This window comes from Streptomyces sp. ACA25, assembly GCF_028200735.1.
Classification (GTDB): Bacteria; Actinomycetota; Actinomycetes; order Streptomycetales; family Streptomycetaceae; genus Streptomyces.
The window spans coordinates 56,044-76,272 of the sequence record NZ_JAQKPV010000008.1 but is presented as its reverse complement, the minus strand read 5'-3'; the positions used below and the strand labels follow the sequence as shown (position 1 = coordinate 76,272).

Genomic DNA, 20,229 nt, shown 5'->3' with positions numbered 1-20,229 from the left:
GCGCAGTGTGCCCGAGGTTGATCAATGTGTGCATCCGCGTTTGCTGACGTCGGCGGCGTAGGCGGCCCAGTCGCCGGCTGCGGCTCGCTGCCATTTGACGGCGACGGTGATGTCGATGCCGAGGGTGCGGGCGAGGACCGCGGCGGGCAGTTCCGTGGCGAGCTGGAACAGCGCGGTTGAGCGGGCTTGTGAGAGTCGGATACCGAGTTTGCGGAGCCGTTCGCCCATGGCCCAGGCACTGATCGGGCGGCCGGGCTGGCCTCCGAGGAAGAGCCAGGGTGAGTCTGTCCGGCCGAGGACGGCGTGACTGCGGCGAGCCGCGACTTGTTGGAGGGCCAGTTCAGCGACAGGTGCGGGAAGCTCGACCGGGACGGCGCCGAGGCGGATGCGGACGGCTCCGTCCGTCTTGTCGATGTGGTCGACGGTGAGTCGGGAGATCGCCGCGGGCCATTGAGCGTAGAGGAGCAACAGTAGGCCGGCAAGGCGGTCTTCGGGCTTGAGGGTGTCGTCGTGCAGTAAGCGTCGGGCGGTGGCCCAGCGGGCTTCCTCGTCCATCGGCTGGGAGGGGCCGTTCCATCGCTCGGCCGGGAAGCTGAGATCACGGGTGATCTTCTGGGAGAGGGCCCAGCGCACGAAGTGGCCTGCCTCCTGGCGAAGACGGACGTCGTCGCTGGTCATCCAGCGCTCCAGGTCGGCCTGTCGGCAGGTCGCAAGAGTCAGATTCTGGCCCGTGAGCCAGTTCAGGAGATAGACGGCTGCCCGCAGATGTTGCCGCGCGACCTGGAGCTGGGAGTGAGTTGTCTCCTTGCCGCCGCTGCGGCGGCGAAGCCGACGCAGGAGGTGCCATGTCGCGTACCGGTGCAGGATCTTCCGTCCCTCGACGGTCGCATGGGAGGTGACGAGGTCCTTCACGTGCCGTTCGAGACGGGTCATCTGCTCGTCCCGCCGCGGCAGGGTGCCTGTGGCGACGAGGACGCTGCGGATGTGCTCGACGACCTTGCCTTCGGGGAGTTCGTCCAGGGCCTCGTGAGTGAGGGGGCGGTTGCCGGAGCCGAGATCGGTCAGGACGGTGGAGACGATGCCGCCGGAGAGCCAGCGCATAGCTGTGGCGGCCCGTTCGGTGCCGGCCAGGGCCTGGTGCAGGGCCTGCAGTTTCGTGGGTATGGCGCCGGTGTCATCGGCGAGAAGCTCGTGGAGCCGCTGCTTGAGGATGCAGTGAGGGCACGGCCCCGGAGCGTGCAGCCGTTCGGCTTGCCCGCAGGCGGGACAGGGGCGCCAGAGCTCGGCGTCCGGTTTGGTGCAGGGGCCGCAGATGGGGGCGTCGGTGGTCCCGGAGTGGATGCCGCGGAGTCGTCCGCAGATGGTGCAGTGAGCTGGTCGCCGGTCGCAGCCGCCGCAGCGGGGCAGGCCGGCGAGCTTCGAGAGTGTGCAGGGTGCGGTGCGGCCGCAGATCGAGCAGAGCAGCATGGGCTAGGGACGGCAGTTCGGGCAGATCGGTCCGCCCGGGGTGCGGCAACTGACCATGCGTGACTCGCCGCAGACAGTGCAGGTCTCCCGGTTTGCCGGGTCTCTGATCAGGCAGCCCGGACACAGGGGTCGTCCCTGGGCGTCGCGGGTGGCCGGTTCGCGCCGAGCACCGCAGCGTACGCATTCTTCGATGCGGGACTTGGCGATGCAGTTGCGGCAGACCCGCTGTCCGTCGAGCGGCTTGTCGATGCGCACCACCCGGTGGCAGTGAGGGCAGGCCGGGCGGGCGATCTCGGTGACGCCGGCCTCGTGCAGCAAGTCGATGAACCGCAGGATGGCGCGATGCGGCGCGAGATATCCCTCCCCGGTCAGCAGACGAGGGTTTTCCTCCAGGGCCCAGACCAGTCTCTGCCGATAGTGGGGACGGTGGGGTGCCGACTGGTGGAGGGCATCGGCGATCACGTCACGGTCGGCGTCCGGGGTGATCCCGGTGATCACCGCGTAGATGACGTCGATCGGGTCGCGGTCGTCGTTGTCGGGACACATCTTGCAGCGCAGCAGGCCCTTGCGGTCCCGGAAGGCGACGCGTCGGACGGTGCCGCAGGCGGTGCACTCAGCGGTCTCGTGTCCACAGACCGAGCAGTACCAGTCCTGTCCCTGGCGTTGGAGGGTTCGCAGCTTCTTGCCGCACTCGACGCAGACCGGCGGAGAGATCTCCGAGGCGCCGGCCTTGCGGAGCTCGATGAGCAGATCGCCGATGGCCCGGGGTGCCGGGGACCGGCCGTCGGTAAGGACGGAGGGCCGCATCGCCAGGGCCTCAGCCAGGCGTCGTGACTTCGCGCGGCCGCCCGCGACCGCGGTGACCACGGCCCGGATGGTCTCCGCGCCGAGTTCCTTCTCGACGTCGGCGACGAGGTCGGTGATCAGGCCGGTCGGGTCGGCGACGGCGCGGCCGAGGTCGAGATGGTCAGCGGTGGTCATGGCCGGTCAACACCCCTGATGCGGGCCCGCTTTGGCCGCAGCCCGCCAAGCCCCTCCGTATCGGGCGCCGAGCCGCCTCCGGCGGCTGCCCTCTTCGGCTTCTTCACCGCGCCGGCCGCCGCGACGGGCTCGATGAGGTCGTCCATGGTGCAGTCGAGTATGTTGAGCAGTGCCATGAGGATCTTGAGGCTCAGTCGCTCAGGTCGCTCGACGACGAGGCGGTAGACCTGGCTCGACGACAGGGTGATGCCGCGTTCGGCGAGTGGAGGGATGAGGTCGGTGGTGGAGAACAACCCGTGGCCGGCCATGACTTTACGCAGGTGCCAGTGGTAGTCGAGCTTGGCGGCCATCGCCGGATCCCTCCTGTCAGGACCCGGCGAACGCCGGGGCCAGTGCCTTGTGCAGGGAAGTGTTCATGAAGTCGTCGCTGACGTGCGTGTAGATGGCCAGGGAGCTGTCGCACTCGTGGCCGACCTGCTGCTGGATGAACCGGCGGTCGACCCCGTCCTCGGTCAGATGCGTGACGTAAGAATGCCGGATTGAGTGGGGAGTCAGGTCTTTTGGGAGCTTCAGAGCATCCCGATATGCCTCGAACCGGTCGTTGATGGTGCCGGGCTGGAGGCGGCCCCCGCGCTCGGTGATCCACAGAGCCGGGTGGTCGGAGAATCCGAACCTCGGCCGGGCGTTCTCGACGTAGTCGGCGACCGCCTCGACGGCCCAGTCCATCACCGACAGCACGTTCCGACGACGCGGCGGCTGGCCCTTCTTCGCCTTGCCATAGCGGACGTTGAGCGTGCCGAACCGGCCGAACTGCCGGGCCTGCGCGTTCCGTCCGAAGTCGACCACGTCCAGCTTGGACGTCTCGGTCCGGCGAAGACCCCACCCGTAGATGACCTTGAAAAGAGTGGCGTCCCGGTAAGCGGCGAGGGCTCCCTTGCGCTTGGCCTTCACAGCGCGTGCGACTTGGTCGTCGGCGTAGTCAAGAAAGCGCTGCAACTCTTCCCGTGTGAACGGCCGCGCCTCCGGATCGCCTTCGTAATCCTGCAGGTGAGGGAGGGTATTCCACTCATGGCAGATCGCCACCGGGAATGCGCCGAAGGCTTCATCGCATGCCGTGCCCCAGCCGTAGCGGGCGTCGATGAGAAGCTCAGTAAACAGCCGAACGGTGCCCTGGTAGCTGCGGATTGTGGAGGGCGCCAAGTGCCTCTCGCTCGTCAACGATGCTGACCACTCGTCCAGGTGAGCAGGCGTCCACTGTCACGGGTACTCGTTCGCGAACTCAAGGAACCGGCGGATCAGTCGTTCCCTCGGGTCGATCGTGTCGTCTCTCAGCCCTCGCGACTTCTGCTGAGCCCGCCAGCCCCTCAGCATCGCGTCGAACATCGCGTCCTCCGGACGCAGCTGAACCACACCGGAGACAAGCTCCATATGGGCCGCCCCAGCCAGGGCCACCGTGCGCTGATGCACCACTCCAGGCCATCCCTTCTGGAGAGCAGATCATGCATCAGAAGGGCTCATCTGGGCAACACCCCTGCTCAGGCTGCCAGTTCGTAGAGGCTGAGAAACCCTTCCGTTTCCCGCCGTGACCACGTGACCTGCGACTTCTCGCCCGTTTGATGCAATTCCCGAGGGTTGATGTACCGCAGGGTGGTGGCGATCCAGGAATGTCCGAGGACCTCCTGGATCCCGAGCACGCCAAGACCAGGTCCAGGTGCCCGACGTCCCCGCGGATGGTGCCGTCTGCCAGTCCTGCCGAGGCCCGCGCGAGTACGAACCCAGCGAGCACGTCGGTCTCGAACTGCTTCAGTTCCTCCGCCGAGATCGGATCGCGGAACTCGCGCAGGTCGCGTACGGCTGCCAGTGCCAACCCGAACCTCTCCGTCTTCACCCCGATAACGGATCGATCGGACGAAGTGAGAACGCTTCAAGAATTCTGAAGTTACGCCACCGGCTCGAAGAACACCCCAAGGAGACAGAAGACCCTGGCCACGGGGACAAGGGCTCAGCAGGGTTTAGGAGAACTTGGGGGATGTCGCACACTACTGCCCACGGCCGGCCCAGGCTGCGCTGCACGGAGTCGGGCCGACAACGTCCGGCGCTGCTCCCGCGGTCACGGGCTGTGCCTTGGCCGGTACCGGAATGCCCTGTGATCACGGTACGGTCGGTTTGTCGGGTGGTCCCCATGGGCCCGCCGCCGACGCGGAGCCCGTGCGATGCCGCCCGAGGAGAGCAGATGGCACGAGTCAACCTGCGTGCAGCGTTCATGAGCGGCACGGAGTCCACCGTCGCCGCTCAGCAGGTGTTCACCAACCGGACGAATGAAGTCGCGGCCTTCAAGAAGTCGTTGACAGGGTTGCACAGCGCATTGGACGGGGCGGATACCTCACCTGTCGTCGACCGGGTGCAGGGCCGTCGCAACGTTCTCACCTTCTACGGCGTGGGCGGTATCGGGAAGACGACGCTCTCCCAGGAGCTGGAGCGTCGGCTCTTCGCCGACGCCCGGGCCGAAGGACGGAACGATGCCGTCTCCGTGTGGATCGACGTGTCGGAGGACGGTGCCTCCGACATCGAAAGTCTGCTGCTGCGCCTGCGCGCGGGACTGGGGCAGCTGGGGAACCGGTGGCCGGCGTTTGACCTGGCCCTTGCCTCCTACTGGGCCCGGGCTCACCCGGGTGAGGCACTGCAGGAGTTCCTGGACTCCGTACCGGCGGTCCGGCGGGCTTCTCGGAGCGTCGGCCTGAGTGAGCAGATCGCGGCGAGTGTGGAACACGTCGTCCCCGCGGATGTCGGTGGCCTGACCGGGCTGGCACAACGCGCGGCGATGGGCACCTACCGCGCCATCCGGAGCCGGGTACGGGAGGGGCGGCTGCTGTCCGAGTGCGAGCTGTTCGCCGAGCTGGTCGAGGCGGACGCCGACTACGAAACCCTGTCGTTCTTTCCGTATCTCCTGGCCTGGGATCTGGAGCAGCAGTTGCCCCGCGACGGCAGACGGCCCAAGGTGTGCGTGTTCCTGGACACCTTCGAGGTGCTCGGAGGCCAGGGGGACCGGACGGCGGAGAAATTCGTGCAGCGCTGCGTCTACCTCATGCCGAACGTGCTGTTCGTCATCACCGGCCGGAACCGTATCGACTGGGCCGACGGCGGCTCGACCGGGGAACTGGACTTCACCGGCGCTGAGCGCTGGCCCCTTCTGCACTTCCGCAACGACACGGCCGAGCCTCGTCAGCACCTCGTGGGATACCTGTCGGACTCCGACGCCGACAGTTACCTGCGCGAGGCGCTGACCCAGGACGGCGAACCGGCCATGCCGGCCCCCGTGCGCGAGCGCATCATCTCCAGCGGGCAAGGCTTACCGCTGTACCTGGACCTGTCGGTGTCACACTTCGTCGAGCTGCTGGCACGTGGCGGACAGCCCTCCGTCGATGACTTCGGCGGGTCGTTCACCGCTGTGGCGACCCGGTCGATCAGAGATCTGCCCAAGGAGGAACGCGACCTGGTCCGTACGGCGGCGCTCGTCGACCGGGTCGACGCCGACCTGTTGCGAGCCGGGCAGCCCTCCCTGCCGGACGGCTGCGTCGCACGCTTCCTGCGGCGCCCGTTTCTCACCCACGATGATGCCTACGAACTCCCGTACGCCCTGCACATGGCGCTGCGCTCCGCCATTCACGAGGCTGACCGGAGGCTTGCGGACGGCTGGTCGGACCGCGACCGTCGCGAGGTCGCCGGGCGGCTCCTCCGGCGGCTGGGTGAACGGCTGGGCCCTCGCGCCGGGCGCGCCACGGCTGCACAGGCACTCGCCTCCGGGCTCAAGCTCTCCGGCGCCTACGGGGTCTTCGACGGCTGGATGGTCCGAGTGGCGCAACAGCTGGTGGAAGCAGGGCAGTGGACGGATCTCGGCGAAGGACTGACCGCCGGCGAAGCGGAGGTCCCGGAGTTCCGGGCTGTCCGGGCGGCGATCAAGGGCGTCCAGCTGCGCCGGGCAGGGCGGGCGCCCGAAGCGGTCACCGTCCTGGAAAAGGCGGGCGAGGCCGTCCCGGGCAGTAGCCCGGCGGCACAACTGGTACGCGTGCACTTGGCGCACGCCCTGCGGAACAAGGGCGACTACACGCAGGCGGCCGACCTCTACCGGGCCCTGCTGGACGGGGAGTTCGAAGCTGTTGCGCGCTACTGGCTTTCCGACTTCGACTACCTCAACGGGCGCTTCGCCACTGCTCTCACCGCGCTTGACCACCCTGGCCGCGATGCTGCGGACGAAGGAGAACGGCTTCGCTTACGCGGACACATCTGGCGGGTGAACGCCCGTTTCGATGCGGCTACCGACTGCTACAGCCGTGCCATCGCCCTGGCCCGCGAGGAGGGCCTTGTCGCGGCAGAGGCCAAAGCGCTCGCCAATCTGGCGCAGACGGCCTGCTGGTCGTCCAACACCCCCGCAGTGGGGGAAGCTGCGGACGCGGCACGGCGGCTCCTCGATCTGGTGCCCAACCCCGTGGAACTTGTCAAGATCCGCTCCGCCGAAGCGGTGGCCTTCGCGCTGGCCGGTGACCACCGGACAGCCAGGGAGGCGGTCACCGGCACCCGGGACCTGGCGGACAGCATCGGCTACCGGGGCGGGCACAACCTGGCGGACGTGGCGGACGCCCTGCTCGGTACGTTGACCGGCGACGCGCAGAGCGCGCGCCGCGCGCGCACCGCACTCGACGAGCGCACACGCAGCTCTGGCGGCAACACGTACTGGGTGCCCGTGGTGACATCCTGGACCGATGGTGTCGCCGCAGCTGCGGAGGTCCGTCCGACTGTCGAATGGGTGGACGGCCCCGCTGCGGCGCTGGGCCGCTGGGCGGCGGTGGTGACGCGTCGGTGACGCTGCCCTTGGGACCAGCGCCGCAGCGGGGCCGACGGCCTTGGCGCGGCCGAGCCGCCGACAGGCGGAGCACGTGAACATCAGAACCGAAGAGAGGGCACAGGACCATGACTGACCAGGTACAGGTCGGCTTCGTCGGGCTGGGCACCATCGCGGAGACACACCTCTCGGTTCTCGCCGAACGGCACGATGCAGCAATCCAGTTCACCGTCGACCCGCACGTCACGAAACCGGTTTCGTTCCGTGGCACGAAGCCGCCGCACTACGGCCGTCTGGAGGACGCGCTGTCGGCGCACCGTCCTGACCTGATCGTGCTGGCCACTCCCACGGATACGCACGCGGACCTGACTGTTCAGGCACTCACGCAGTCCTCAGCCCGAGTTCTGGTGGAGAAGCCACTCGTCCACGACCTGGATTCCCTCGCCCACCTGCGTTCGCTGCCCCGGACAGTCGAGGTACAGGAGAGGGTGTTCGTCGCGCACCACTTCGCGTTCTCCCCCGAGGTGCGCTGGGCTGCTGAGCAGATTGCGGAGAACCCTCAGTGGGGACCCGTCACGGGGATCACCTCAGCGTTCCACGACCCCTACATTCTCCGGGGCGAGCAGGCGTTCACGTCCTACATCTCCAGCTGGACGGACTCGGGAGTGAATCAGCTGAGCACACTCGCGCGGTTCGTCGACCTGACCGCGCTGACCTCCGCCCAGCAGCTGGACGACGGCGCCAGCGCCTGGTGCACCGCCGCCTACCTCTCCCGCGGCATCACGGGGACGGCCCGGCTGCGTACCAGCTGGCTTACGGGAACCAGCAGCAAGGAAACGGCCCTCACCTTCGGCGAATCCGGCGTGGACATCTGGATCGACCACACCTCCATGACCGGCTTCACCGCCCGGGGCGGCACGCTCCTCGCCACCCATGGGAACGACGGGCTCACACCCCGGAAGGTCGCGCACTACCGGCCCCTCTACGCAAGCCTGCTGTCCACCCGTCCCGACCCCGTCATGAGCTTCGGCACCGCAGTCACCCTCACCGAACTGCACCACGCCACACCCCCCGGGGATGTCAGCCTCTGAGTCCCTCCCCTCAGCAGCGGTAAGCGACGTCCGTGCTGGGACGACGGCCGGGCCGTGGTCTCGCAGGCCGGTTCCGTCCTGCTGGTGGAAACCGGCCGCAAGACCGGCCCGGCGAGGCCGGATCCGTAGCCCTCAGTCCATGGCACAAGCCCTACTCTTGGTGGGCAGAGGGGGTGGTTTCGGTTAAGGACGTGGAGAACGTCGCGTACCTGGCTGCTGTTCGCCATGGTGAGAGCACCGCGAACGCTGCGTTTGCCGCCGCGGCGGAGGGGGGATCCCCAGAGCCGCTGGCCGGTATCGATGCCGAGGTGGAGCTGTCGGAGCTGGGCCGACAGCAGGCACGGCTGCTGGGTCGGTGGCTGGCCGCGCTGCCGGCAGCGGACGTGCCCCAGGCCGTGGTGTGCTCCCCCTACCGGCGCACACGGCAGACCTGGGAGGAGATGGCCGCTGAGGCGGCCCGCCTGGGGGCAGCGGGGGCACCCGCCGTGCTCACCGACGAGCGGCTGCGGGACCGCGAGATGGGCGTCTTTGAGCTGCATCAACCAGCAGCGCTGCGCGCCCGCGATCCGCAGGAGGCTGACCGGCGGGTGGCGTTGGGCGAGTGGATCTACCGGCCACCGGGAGGGGAGTCCCTGGCCGACGTTGCGCTGCGGGTCCGTAGCTTCCTGGCCGATCTGGTCTCTTCAGGCCACGAGCGGGTGCTGCTGGTCGGGCACGATGCGACCGTGGTCTGCGTGGACTACGTCCTCGCCGGGCTCGGCGCCGCCCCGCCCAAGGAGCAGGTGCCCAACGCCAGCGTCTCGACGTGGCGCCACGGAGAGCGCGAAGAAGTCGGCATGACCAGCCATTTGGTGGCTGGGGCCCACGGAACGGTGCAGTCGGGCCGGGCGCGTGGCTGAGGGGCGGCGCTCACTCAGCCTTTCTCATCGCGTTCCTGCTTGTCCCCGCGCAGACGGCGCGCTTGCTCGGCGATCCCGCTGGAAAGCTTGCCCGTTACCGAGCCGGCCCGGTCGAGGGCCTCACTGCCGAGGCTCCTGGCGGCATCGACGCCCTTCGCACCTGTCTCGAGTGCCTGGTCTCTCGCCTCCACGGCCGCGGCCACCCATCGTCTCGCTTCCGCTGACCGGCAACCGGATTCCATTCCGAGCCGTGTGTGGAAGTCCTGGACGCCGGTCGCGACATGGTTGCTCGACTGGACGACAGCCGGAGACTTCGCCGGGTTCAGCAGTACCTTCGCGTTGGCCGTGACCGCGGCCGCATTCATCCTGGCCACCAGGCGCTCGGTGCTCCGCGAGATGTGCTCCAGCCGGTTCTGCCGGGCAGCCTTCAGTCCGAGGCGATGCCCGTGCAGCTCCTCCGGAGACGCGTCCAGCACCCGGCCGAGTTCGAGCACGGCGATGGCGTCCTGCAGCTGAAAACAGCGAGCCAGCACAGCGAGCCACTCCCGAACAGTGGACTCAGCTTCCCTGGCCGTCGTGGCGAGGTCACCGATCGTGGCATCGCTCCGCATCTTCAGCGCGAGTGCGTCGAGTTGACGCAATGCGTACGCCTGGGTCTCTGCGATCGTCGACGGCGCGGCCTGCACCTTCGACCATGTGACCTCGTCGACCCTGCCCTTTTGCTCTCGGATGGTCATGGCCTCCTCGATGACGAAGCCCACTCCGATCATGCGGGACAGCGCGGCGTCCTTCTGGGCGCGCAGCACGTCGTCGACCTTCTCGTCGATCGTGGCGAGATAGTCGGTGACCTCGTCCATGGTCAGTTGCATCGCCACCTGCGCCATGATCTTTGCGGTATTGGCCAGCATCGCCGGGTTGGTCAGCAGCGATCGGGGCCCCCGCACGAAGTCGACGAACCCCCTGATCTGGCCCTTCTGCCCCTTCACCACGCCTGTGCTGAGACCCGTCTTCGAGCTTTCCCTCAGCCCGTACTTCTCGACAAGCTGTGCCGACTCCCGCGTCAGCTTCACCCAGCGTCCGGAGCCGGCGGCAACCTGCGAACCTTCCTGCGCGACCACAGCCCCGGTACCGACGACGGACTTGAGCCGTTGCAGTCCGAGGTCCTTCGACGCCAGCCCCTCCGAGTCGAGGAAGCGGTCGACATCCGTTGCGTTCCCGATGACCGCCAGTCCGTCACCGTCACTGATCAGCTGAATCTCGTTGTCCATCGCGCGCTCCCGAAGTGGCTGAAAGGGTCTGGGGCCATGTGGCCGGCACGCTGTTCTTGCGTGCTGTTGCTGAACTCATCAGGGACCCGAAGCGAGTGCGGGGAGGGCGTGCCTGCTGTACATGAGAGCGATCATGAGGGCACGGGCCGCAGCCCGGGCCGATGTTGCAGAGCTGAGACGTCTGTGGATGAGGGGGCCACTGACCGTTCTGCCCCTCAAGACCGCTGACGGCTGCCATGCGGTCTCGCCCAATGCGACGGGGTCGGCCGCGCGGTACGCACCGCTTCGGCGCGGTTCGCCCTGCACGGGATGCAGTCCCTGGGCTCGGGGAAGTGGCATTAGTGTGTGTCACACAGTACCGTGTCTCTCGTGTCTGTTGAAGAACTGACTCTCAGCCAGGCCCAGGAGCTGCGTCGCGGGACGGTCGTGCTGGCCTGCCTCACGCTGCTCCGCACACCCGAGTACGGCTACGCGCTGCTGGAGACGCTCAACAAGGCAGGGGTCCCCGTGGACGGCAACACGCTCTACCCGTTGCTCCGGCGGCTGGAGAAACAGGGACTGCTCACCAGCGAGTGGAACACCGACGCATCCCGGCCCCGGAAGTTCTACCGCACCAGCCCGGACGGCTGCGAGGTCCTCACCGGGCTGGAGCGTGAGTGGCAGGAGCTTGTCACCTCCATCGCACGGCTGACCGGGAAAATTCGATGAGCACGACCAGGCTGACGGAGCTGTACGTGGACGAGGTCGTGCGCCGGCTTCCGGCCGACCAGTGCGACGACATCGCCGCGGAGTTGCGCGCCACCATCGCCGATACCGTGGAGGGACGCGACGCGTCCGACCCCCGGGCGGCAGAGCGCGAGGTGCTCAGCGAGATGGGCGACCCGATACGGTACGCCGCCCGTTACCGGGGCCGTCCGCCGGTGCTGATCGGGCCCGACCTCTACCCGGCGTACATCCGTCTGCTGGCCGTCCTGCTGGGCACGGTGCTGCCGCTGCTCAGCCTGGTGCTGGTTGCGCTGGACTTCTCGGACACCGGCGACCCGGTCGCGGCTGTGCGGAACGGCGCGGTGACCGGCCTCATGGTCGGCGTCCAGGTGTTCGTGGTGCTCACCGTGGCGTTCGCGGCCGCCGAACGGGTCCGGCACCGCGACGGCACCACCACCTGTATCAGGAGCTGGACGCCCGACGACCTTCCCCGGGCCCGGCAGGCGCCCGACAAGGCGGGCTTCATGACCTGGGCCACGGTGGGTTGGGACCTGCTGCTGCTCACGCTGATCCTCTGGCAGTACACCGCGAAGCCCTACCGGGCCGACGGGGCGGAGGGTGAGGGCGAGCGGATCGCGGTTCTCGACCCGGCCCTGTGGTCGGGGTGGATCTGGCCAGTGCTCCTCGGGCTTGCCGGCCTGGTCGTGGTCTCGCTGGCCCGGCTCGCCGCGCGCGGCTGGACCATGCGGCTCGCCTTGCTGTACGCCACGGCTCAGGCGGTGTTCGCCCTGTCGCTGGCCTGGCTCCTGCACCAGCAGATGTTCTTCAACCCGGCGTTCCTCGCCGACGTCAGTCAGGTCCACGGGTCGCCTGAACAGCTGTACAACGGTGTGGCGCTGATCGTCCTGGCCATGGCGGCGAGCGGAGCGGTCAGCAGCTTCCGCTCGGCACGCTGACGCGCAGGTGGCCGGGGGCGCGGTCGGTACCCGTGCCCCCGGGGTCACGCTCTCGATCCCGGCGGGGATGGCCGCGGGGACCGCGGACTCCGGGCAGAACTGCCACAGAGTCCGGTGAATCCATTGCTCATGGAAAAACGCCGGGCCTATGACCCCGACGCCGTCCTCACTCTCGATCGACGTGACTTCCGCTGTGCGCCCGTTGAGTCGGTACAAGGTATTCGGCGTGCTGCCCGGCGATCTGCCTCCCTGATTCGGTGGTGCAAGGGCGTGACTATTGTTCGGGGAGCATCCCGCAATGGGCATGTTGCCTTGGTATGGCGACGTCATTCGATTCTGTGTTGCCACCGAGGAGGAGCGGATGTACATCGCGCGGCGTATGGGCGGTGAGTACCGGACCGTGGCATGGATTGGTGAGGTCAGCGCTTGGTTTGAGCCGAGTGAGATTTTCTCTACGAAATGATCCCGTGAGGTGGCTCGGCACAGGGGATCCCGCGAGCCTCGATGTGTCCTGTGGTGTCCGGCGGTACTGTCGCACTCGTTGCCATGGAGGTCTTCTGATGCACAGCGTGACGTATTCGATGAATATTTCGCTTGACGGCTACATCGTCGGGCCGGACGGCGACTTCGACTGGGCGGAGCCTGATGAGGAGGTCTTTCGCTTCTGGATCGACGAGGTTCGGCAGATCGCGGTGCACCTGTTGGGGCGACGGCTGTACGAGGCGATGCTGTACTGGGAGACCGCCGACGAGGATCCCTCGCTCGACGACTCCACGCGCGAGTGGACCGTGCTCTGGAAGCCGCTTCCCAAGGTGGTGTTCTCCACCACGCTGTCGGAGGTGCGGGGCAATGCCCGCTTGGCCTCCGGGGGCCTGGCGGAGGAGATCGAGCGGTTGCGGGCCGAGCCGGGGGAGGGCGATATCGCGATCGGCGGGGCGACTCTCGCCGCCGAGGCGGCCGAGTTGGGTCTGATCGATGAGTACCGGGCCATGGTCAACCCGGTACTGGTGGGGGGTGGCATTCCGTTCTTTCCCCAACGCGAGCGCCGGGTGGATCTCGAACTCGTCGAGACCCGCACCTTCCGCTCGAGAGCCGTATACCTCCGCTACCGCGTGGCGCGTTAGCCGGCTCGTTCGCCGCGCCCTGGTAAGAACAACCGGCCGGTGACGTCTTCTCGTGACTGACACATGCGGGAGTGCGAGACCGAGATTCGGGAGATCTCCGACGGCGGGGCGTTTTTCGCGGGTGGCGGCTGCCGCAGGGGCCGACAGAGATTTTTTCCCGGTTCCGTGGTGCAGGTACCGGTTCCGTGTCGCAGGGGGTCGTACGGCAGGGCTGCTGGAGCGCGGTCAGTCCAGCGCGGCCAGCGCGAGTCGGGCGGCGGCCCGCAGTCGCCCGGCTTCCGGTGCGGCGCGCGCGATCACCCGCATGCCCTGCATCACCACGAGCAGGAAGTGAGCGATCTCGTGCGGGTCCTTGTCGGTGGCGAGCTCGCCCTGGGTCTGGGCCCGTAGCAGGGAGGAGACGAGTGCCGTTTCCACGACGCTCCAGCTCACCTCCACCTGGCGGGTGACCTCGGGATCGCGCGGGGACAGCTCCACCGCCGCGTTCACCACCAGACAGCCCCGGCGGTTCGGGTCGGTCAGGGCGTCGGTGACCCAGCTCTCGACGAAGGCGCGCACAGCCGGCAGGGCCGGTCCCGGCTGCGCGAGCGCGGTGACGAAGCCCGTCTCGCTGCCCCGCAGGTACTGCCGCATGGCGGCCAGGTAGAGGTCGCGTTTGCTGCCGAAGGTGCTGTACAGGCTGGCCCGGCCGATACCCAGGTGCTCGACGAGGTCGGCCATGGAGGTCGCCTCGTAGCCCCGTTCCCAGAACAGATCCGTCGCGCGCTGGAGCACCACGTCGGGGTCGAACTCCTTGGTCCTGGCCATCCCCCGAGGCTAACAACATGAAGACCGAGCAATCCAGAAAAGCCCGCCCCGGTCGAGAGGGGCAGGGCGGCTCTCCCGAGTCGGGCTCCGGCTCCGGTGGGCCCCCGTCACCGGGTCGCCGCTGAGCGTGCAGCGACTGCTCACGTCGAGCTCCGTCCACGCTCAACCCCATCTGGATCGATCGTTCAAGAATGTGGTAGCTTTCTGGACACCCCAACAACGGGCGCCTGGGGGAGTCCTTCGCTCCATAGTGGAATGGGTATTCGGTTATGGGTGCCGTCTCTGTGCACACTCCCTCCGAAACGGCCCCGATACGGCTGGCTGCGGCCGGGCTGTGCTTCGCACTGCTGGGTGCCGTCCGGATCGCCCGGATCGCGACGATCACCGTGCGTCGTGTGCGCGCCGCTGCTGCCGTCGGGTCCCGCACGCCGCCGGGTACGTCACGCTCCAGTGCGCGGACGCGCCTGGAAAGCCCCGCCCCCCGTGCCGTGGCCCGCGACTGACAGACCAACGCGCAACGCACTGTCATTACCGAACAAGGGAGTCCGTCATGGGTGCACGTTTCACCGACAAGGTCGTTCTGGTCACCGGCGCGGCGGGCGTGCTGGGCCGGACCGCGGCGCTGTCCTTCGCCGGGGAGGGCGCGACCGTCGTCGTTGCCGACATCAACGAGAGCGGCGTCAACGAGACGGTCAAGCTGATCGAGGCCGAGGGCGGCAAGGCCTCCGGCGTCGTCGTCGACGTCACCAGCTCTGCCGGCGTCAAGGCGATGGTGGACACGGCGGTTTCCCGTCACGGCGGTCTGCACGTCGCGTTCAACAACGCGGGCATCCTGGGCGGTGGCACGCCGGTCGGCGAGCACGACGAAGACGTGTGGAACAAGGTGCTCGCCGTCAACCTCACCGGCGTCTTCCACGCCCTGAAGCACGAGACCGCGCACATGGCGGTCAACGGCGGCGGCGTCATCGTCAACACCGCCTCCAACCTGGGCGCCCACTGGCGCCTGGCCGGCATGAGCGCCTACGCGACCTCCAAGGCCGGCGTCAGCTTCCTCACCCGTACCGCCGCGCTCGAGTACATCCGGCAGGGCGTGCGCATCAACTCCATCAGCCCAGGCCCGATCGACACCCCGATGACCTACCTCCCCGGCGAGACCCGCGAGCAGCGTGACGCCCGCCTGGCACCGACCGTGCCGCTGGGCCGGGTCGCCGAACCGCAGGAGGTCGCCAACGCCGTCCTGTGGCTGGCCTCGGAGGAGTCCGGCTACGTCGTCGGGCACGACCACGTGATCGACGGTGGTGCCACCGCCTGACGGCTGCGGGAGCATCCCCCGGGAGGCCGTGCGGCGCGGTGACGCGCCCGAGGAGGGAGCCGGGTGGTCCGCGGCCCCTCCTCGGGTCTACCGCCACGGACCTCCGCCGCCGGCCCCGCCGCCGGCCCTGGGCTTCCCTTCCGGTGGGATGGCGCCGCGGACCGCATCGTGGCCGCACCCGTTCGACTCAGAGGATGCGCACGTCCACCGGGGCCCGGGTCTCGACGCGGGCGGCTCCATCGGCCGCAAGGGTGACGGCGAGGGGCTCTCCGGCCACCCGCAGGCCGGACACGCTGAGCGGCCGGCAGCCGGTGGCGGGCATCACCGGGGCGACGGTGAGCGTGCCGCCCGGCACGTCGGGCTCCAGCCCCAGCAGTGCGCGCAGTACCAGCACGCTGGAGGCCGCCGCCCATGCCTGCGGGCGGCAGGAGGCCGGGTAGGGGGTCGGTGCCTGCTGCTCCCGGGCACTGTGCCCGGAGTAGAGCTCCGGCAGTCGGCCGTCGAACGCGGCGGAGGCGGCGATGAGCCCGGACGCGAGCGAGGCGGCGGCCTCGGGGAAGCCCTCGCGTATCAGTCCGTGCACTGCGATGGCCGTGTCATGCGGCCAGACCGAACCGATGTGGTAGCCCAGCGGGTTGTAGCCACCCGAGCCGGCCGCGAGTGTGCGCAGCCCGAAGCCGGAGTCGAGCTCGGGCCGCTGGAGGCGCTGAGCCAGCGCGGCCGCTTCGGCGGGATCCAGCAGCCCGGTGCCCAGCAGGTGGCCGCACGAGGAGGTGACGGCGTCCGCCGGCCGTTTCCCGCCGTCCAGCGCCATCGCCGGATACGGACCCGTCTCGTCGGACACCCAGAAGCGCTCACGCACCCGCTGCCGGAGAGCGGCGGCCCACTCCTCGCAGTGGTCGGCGCCATCGCGGTCGAAGGCGCGCAGCAGGGCCGCGCCGTTGCGCGCGGCCTCGTAGGCGTAGCCCTGCATCTCGACCAGGGCGATGGGTGGGGCGGCGAGCCTGCCGTCGCGGTGCCGGACTGCGTCCCCGGAATCCCGCCAGCCCTGGTTGGCCAGCCCGCCCCCGGGATGGCCCACGTATTCCAGAAGGCCGTCGCCGTCCGCGTCGCCGTACTCCATCATCCAGCGCAGGGCGGCCTGGGCGTGCGGCAGCAGCGCCTCCACCTGCTCACGGTCCAGGCCCCAGCGCCACGCGTCGTGGAGGACGGTGACCCACAGCGGGGTAGCGTCGACCGTGCCGTAGTAGCACGGGGGCAGGGCGAGGCCGCCGCCGAAGACCTGCGTCGTCTCCCGGACCTCGTGCAGAATCTTGCCGGGCTGCTCCTGCGTCGCCTCGTCGGTCGCGTTGCCCTGGCGCCGGGCCAGCACGCGGAGGGTACCGGCGGCCAGATCGGTGCCCAGCGGCAGGGTCATCCGGGCCGCCCACAGCGCGTCGCGGCCGAAGAGCGTCAGGTACCAGGGGGCGCCGGCGGCGAGGAAGAAGTCGTCCGGCTCCTGCGGGTCGGTGAGCAGGAGGCGGTGAAGGTCCGTCACCGAGCGGTGAACCCAGTGGTCCAGGCGGGGGTTCGCGCTGGACACGCGCGGCGCCCGGAAGGGTGCCGCTCCCTCCGGCGCCGGGCGGAAACGAAGGTCCGGCGCGGCGCCGTCCTGGACGGTGCACCGGAGCGTGGTCTGCCAACGGCTGTCCGGGGGCAGGGAAACGGAGAAGACCAGCCGGCCCGTCTCGGGATCGACGCATTCGGCCGGGCTGGTGGCAGTGAGCTGGACGCTCGGCCCGGCCTGGCCGGTCCGGGACCAGCAGAGCCCTCCGTCGCGGTGCTCGGCGCGCAGGGGGAGCGGGCGGGCACCGGACTTGACGTCGGCCATGGTGGCGAAATCGCCGGCGGCCTCGGCCACCAGGCGCAGAGAGACCTCCTGCGGCCCGGCGTTGACCACCTCCAGCACCTCCTGGAGGAGACCCGGCCGCACGGAGCGGTGCCGGGTGAGGGTGACGGCGGGGTCGGGCGTGCGCGCGCCCAGCCCGCGCAGCACATAGCGGAAGGACGCCTGGTCGGCGGTGGCGGTGCCACAGCCCACAGGCACGGTCTCCACCCCCTCCGCGCTGACGGTGAGTACCGACAGGACGCGCCGGTCGGCGTGGTAGAAGCCGTCCGCGCCGCCGGTCAGCTGGCCGGACGGCTGGGAGACGGCCTGGCTGGGCGCGTACAGGACCACGCTGGCCTCGTGCAGATACGGCTGTTGCGCAGCGGAGAATTCGGATCCATCCGAAGCCTTGACAGTGGGGAGCACCGGGCACCAGTCTCTCTGTGCGGCGGATTGTAGCGTTAAAACCGCACCCTACGCAGAGATCGGCCTGCCCAGCAACGGCCTGCCGCAAGCAGTCCGGACCATGCACGGAGGAACGAGTTGACGGCAGCAGCACGGTCGGACGGGGACCGCTCCGGCGGCCCGGCCGCACCGGTCACCCAGGCGATGGTCGCCCGGCGGGCGGGGGTGTCCACCCAGACGGTGTCCAACGCCCTCAACCACCCCCACCTGCTGAACGAGGCCACGCTCACTCGTGTCCGGGGAGCCATGGAGGAGATGGGCTACCGCCCGCACCGTGCCGCGCAGACCCTGCGCACCCGCTCCAGCAAGCTCATCGGCTACGGCGTCCCGCCCTCGCACTCCGGGCAGCACACCCAGGTCATGGACCGCTTCCTGCGCGCCCTGTCGGCCACCGCCGACGAGGCGGGCTACCGCATCCTGCTCTTCGCCGCCTCGCCGGTCCCCGGCAGCACCGACAGCTACGGGGAACTGCTGGACAGTCACAGCCTGGACGGCTTCGTGCTCAGCGAGACTGTCCGCGACGACCGGCGCCAGGCGTGGCTGGCCGAGCGCGGTATCCCCTTCGTCGCCTTCGGCCGCCGCTGGGCGGGGGAGCAGATCGGCGACTGGGTGGACGTCGACGGTGCCGCCGGCACCGCCGCCGTCATCGACCACCTGGTCGCGCGCGGACATCAGCGCATCGCCTTCCTGGGCTGGCCGCGCGGCTCCGGCGCCGGTGACGACCGCGCCGAAGGCTGGCAGCGCGCCATGGAGCGGCACGGGCTGCCCACCGACGGCCTGCGTCTGGAGAGCATCGACGACCCGGCCACCGCCCAGCATGCGGTGGCTCCGCTCTTCGACCGTGATTCGCAGGTGACGGCGGTCGTGGCGGCAAGCGACCTCCTCGCCCTGGGCTGCTATGAGGCGCTGCGCGCCTGCGGCATGGAACCGGGAAGGGACGTGGCCGTCAGCGGTTTCGACGACGCCTCGTTCGCCACCGTCCTCTCCCCACGCCTCACTTCGGTGGCTCAGCCGCTGGAGAAGATCGGCAAGGAGTGCGTGCGGATGCTGGTGTCCCGGATGCGTGAGCCGGAACGGCCCGCCGAGCGTCGGCTGCTCGCCCCCGCCCTGGTGCCGCGCGGCAGCACCTGCCCCCTCCTGGTGTGACCGCACCCCTGCCCGCCCTTTCCCTCTGCCCCTCCCACCTCACGGAGTAGTCATGACGCGACGCCTCTCCCCACCCCTGGGCTGTGCTCTGGCGCTGTCCCTCGCTCTCACCGCCTGCTCCTCGTCCTCCGGCACGTCCGGCGGGTCCGAGCAGAGCGACGCGGCGCAGCAGCACCTCACCGTGCTGATAGCCACCTCCGGGGACGCGGAGACGCGCGCGGTCCGCGCCGCCGCCGCCGCATTCGAGGACAGCTCCGGGCACGAGGTGACCGTGGAGGTCGCCAAGGACATGGACCAGCAGCTCGGCCAGGCCTTCGCCGGCAACAAGCCCCCGGACGTCTTCTACGTCGGCTCCGACCAGTTCGCCAACTACGCGCGCGGCGGCTCGCTGCTCGCCTACGGCGAGGACCACCCCGACGCCGGTGACTTCAGCGAAGGGCTGCTCGCCTCCTTCACCTACGAGGACGAGCTGGTCTGCGTGCCCAAGGACGTCTCCACCCTCGGGCTGGTCATCAACACCGACGTGTGGGAGGCCGCCGGGCTCACCGACGAGGACCATCCGACCACCTGGGACGAACTGCGCGAGGTGGCCTCGACGCTCACCGGGGACGGCACCACCGGGCTGGTCCTCGCCGACGAGTACCAGCGCATCGGCGCGTTCATGAAGCAGTCAGGGGGCTGGATCACCGATCCGGCCCAGGGCGAGATGACCGCCGACTCCCCGGAGAACCTCCGGGCCCTGGAGTTCGTGCAGGACCTGCTGGACGAGGGGGTCGCGGCGTTCGCCAAGGACGTCGACGCGGGCTGGGGCGGCGAGGCCTTCGGCACCGGCCGCGCCGCGATGACCATCGAGGGCAACTGGATCGACGGCGCGATGAAGGCCGACTACCCCGACGTCCCGCACCGGGTGGTGCCGCTCCCGGCCGGACCGGCCGGCCCCGGCACCCTGGCGTTCAGCACCTGCTGGGGCATCGCCGCCGACAGCCCTCACCAGGCGGCGGCCCTGGATCTCGTCACCCACCTCACCTCGGTGGAGCAGCAGCTCGCCTTCGCCGACGCCTTCGGGGTCATGCCCTCGCGGACCGCCGCACTGGAGGAGTACACCGACCGTCACCCGGGCAGCGCGGCCTGGGCCGAGGGCCTGGAGTACGCGCAGGGCCCGGTGACCGTGCCCGGCTTCGAGAAGGTCGCCCGGCAGTTCAACACCGATCTCCAGGCGCTTCGCACCGCGGAACCGGCCAAGATCCTGGCCGATCTCCAGCGCAACGGCACACCGGTACTTGCGCGCGGGCGCTGAGGCG

The 20,229-nt window shown here is 69.4% G+C and carries 17 protein-coding genes; 9 read left to right on the top strand and 8 right to left on the bottom strand.

What is annotated here, in order from left to right; all coding sequences use genetic code 11:
• Window positions 1–21 precede the first annotated feature (21 nt).
• From PJ985_RS14180 to PJ985_RS23360, 5 genes are read right to left on the bottom strand one after another with little or no spacing between them, the layout of a single operon-like run.
• Window positions 22–1,467 carry a hypothetical protein gene (locus PJ985_RS14180; protein WP_271684102.1) on the bottom strand — a complete coding sequence of 482 codons (1,446 nt, stop codon included), beginning with the start codon at window positions 1,465–1,467 and terminating at the stop codon, window positions 22–24.
• A 3-nt stretch (window positions 1,468–1,470) separates the two neighbouring features.
• Window positions 1,471–2,448, bottom strand: coding sequence for a hypothetical protein (locus PJ985_RS14175; protein WP_271684101.1), 978 nt, complete (start codon window positions 2,446–2,448; stop codon window positions 1,471–1,473).
• Window positions 2,445–2,798: a helix-turn-helix domain-containing protein gene (locus PJ985_RS14170; RefSeq protein WP_271684100.1), complete on the bottom strand. Its 354-nt coding sequence runs from the start codon at window positions 2,796–2,798 to the stop codon at window positions 2,445–2,447. The genes PJ985_RS14175 and PJ985_RS14170 overlap by 4 nt, the downstream gene beginning before the upstream one ends.
• A 16-nt stretch (window positions 2,799–2,814) precedes the next feature.
• A complete protein-coding gene (locus PJ985_RS14165) occupies window positions 2,815–3,648 on the bottom strand; it encodes a tyrosine-type recombinase/integrase (protein ID WP_333909853.1) in 834 nt (277 codons plus the stop codon).
• A gap of 57 nt (window positions 3,649–3,705) precedes the next feature.
• Window positions 3,706–3,915, bottom strand: a complete 210-nt coding sequence (locus PJ985_RS23360) for a hypothetical protein (RefSeq protein ID WP_333909852.1) — start codon at window positions 3,913–3,915, stop codon at window positions 3,706–3,708.
• A 766-nt stretch (window positions 3,916–4,681) separates the two neighbouring features.
• On the opposite strand from PJ985_RS23360, the gene PJ985_RS14160 reads away from it, so the two are divergent.
• The 3 genes from PJ985_RS14160 to PJ985_RS14150 all read left to right on the top strand — a co-directional run bounded on the left by PJ985_RS14160 (window position 4,682) and on the right by PJ985_RS14150 (window position 9,278).
• Window positions 4,682–7,309 (top strand): tetratricopeptide repeat protein, encoded by a 2,628-nt coding sequence (locus tag PJ985_RS14160; protein WP_271684099.1) that lies wholly within the window; start codon window positions 4,682–4,684, stop codon window positions 7,307–7,309.
• Window positions 7,310–7,416: 107 nt separating this feature from the next.
• On the top strand, window positions 7,417–8,379 hold the full coding sequence (locus PJ985_RS14155) for a Gfo/Idh/MocA family protein (RefSeq protein WP_271684098.1): 963 nt from the start codon (window positions 7,417–7,419) through the stop codon (window positions 8,377–8,379).
• 191 nt (window positions 8,380–8,570) lie between these two features.
• Window positions 8,571–9,278, top strand: a complete 708-nt coding sequence (locus PJ985_RS14150) for a histidine phosphatase family protein (RefSeq protein WP_271684242.1) — start codon at window positions 8,571–8,573, stop codon at window positions 9,276–9,278.
• Between the two features lie 14 nt (window positions 9,279–9,292).
• On the opposite strand, the gene PJ985_RS14145 is transcribed toward PJ985_RS14150, so the two are convergent.
• Entirely contained in the window at window positions 9,293–10,546 is a 1,254-nt protein-coding gene (locus PJ985_RS14145; RefSeq protein ID WP_271684097.1) for a hypothetical protein, read from the bottom strand.
• 369 nt (window positions 10,547–10,915) lie between these two features.
• On the opposite strand from PJ985_RS14145, the gene PJ985_RS14140 reads away from it, so the two are divergent.
• From PJ985_RS14140 to PJ985_RS14130, 3 genes are all read left to right on the top strand, one after another.
• The gene (locus PJ985_RS14140; protein WP_271684096.1) at window positions 10,916–11,254 is read left to right on the top strand and encodes a PadR family transcriptional regulator; all 339 of its coding nucleotides are present in this window, start codon (window positions 10,916–10,918) and stop codon (window positions 11,252–11,254) included.
• Window positions 11,251–12,207, top strand: a complete 957-nt coding sequence (locus PJ985_RS14135) for an HAAS signaling domain-containing protein (protein WP_271684095.1) — start codon at window positions 11,251–11,253, stop codon at window positions 12,205–12,207. The genes PJ985_RS14140 and PJ985_RS14135 overlap by 4 nt, the downstream gene beginning before the upstream one ends.
• Before the next feature lie 560 nt (window positions 12,208–12,767).
• Entirely contained in the window at window positions 12,768–13,331 is a 564-nt protein-coding gene (locus tag PJ985_RS14130; protein ID WP_271684094.1) for a dihydrofolate reductase family protein, read from the top strand.
• Between the two features lie 225 nt (window positions 13,332–13,556).
• On the opposite strand, the gene PJ985_RS14125 is transcribed toward PJ985_RS14130, so the two are convergent.
• A complete protein-coding gene (locus tag PJ985_RS14125; protein ID WP_271684093.1) occupies window positions 13,557–14,138 on the bottom strand; it encodes a TetR/AcrR family transcriptional regulator in 582 nt (193 codons plus the stop codon).
• A 550-nt stretch (window positions 14,139–14,688) separates the two neighbouring features.
• Here PJ985_RS14125 and PJ985_RS14120 point away from each other — a divergent pair.
• A complete protein-coding gene (locus PJ985_RS14120) occupies window positions 14,689–15,450 on the top strand; it encodes an SDR family NAD(P)-dependent oxidoreductase (RefSeq protein ID WP_271684092.1) in 762 nt (253 codons plus the stop codon).
• 187 nt (window positions 15,451–15,637) lie between these two features.
• Here the strand turns inward: PJ985_RS14120 and PJ985_RS14115 are convergent, their stop codons facing one another.
• Entirely contained in the window at window positions 15,638–17,743 is a 2,106-nt protein-coding gene (locus PJ985_RS14115; RefSeq protein WP_271684091.1) for an amylo-alpha-1,6-glucosidase, read from the bottom strand.
• A gap of 117 nt (window positions 17,744–17,860) precedes the next feature.
• On the opposite strand from PJ985_RS14115, the gene PJ985_RS14110 reads away from it, so the two are divergent.
• Together PJ985_RS14110 and PJ985_RS14105 are read left to right on the top strand one after the other, a co-directional pair.
• A complete protein-coding gene (locus PJ985_RS14110) occupies window positions 17,861–18,928 on the top strand; it encodes a LacI family DNA-binding transcriptional regulator (RefSeq protein ID WP_271684090.1) in 1,068 nt (355 codons plus the stop codon).
• A 52-nt stretch (window positions 18,929–18,980) separates the two neighbouring features.
• Window positions 18,981–20,225, top strand: a complete 1,245-nt coding sequence (locus tag PJ985_RS14105; protein WP_271684089.1) for an extracellular solute-binding protein — start codon at window positions 18,981–18,983, stop codon at window positions 20,223–20,225.
• The last annotated feature ends 4 nt before the right edge of the window (window positions 20,226–20,229 follow it).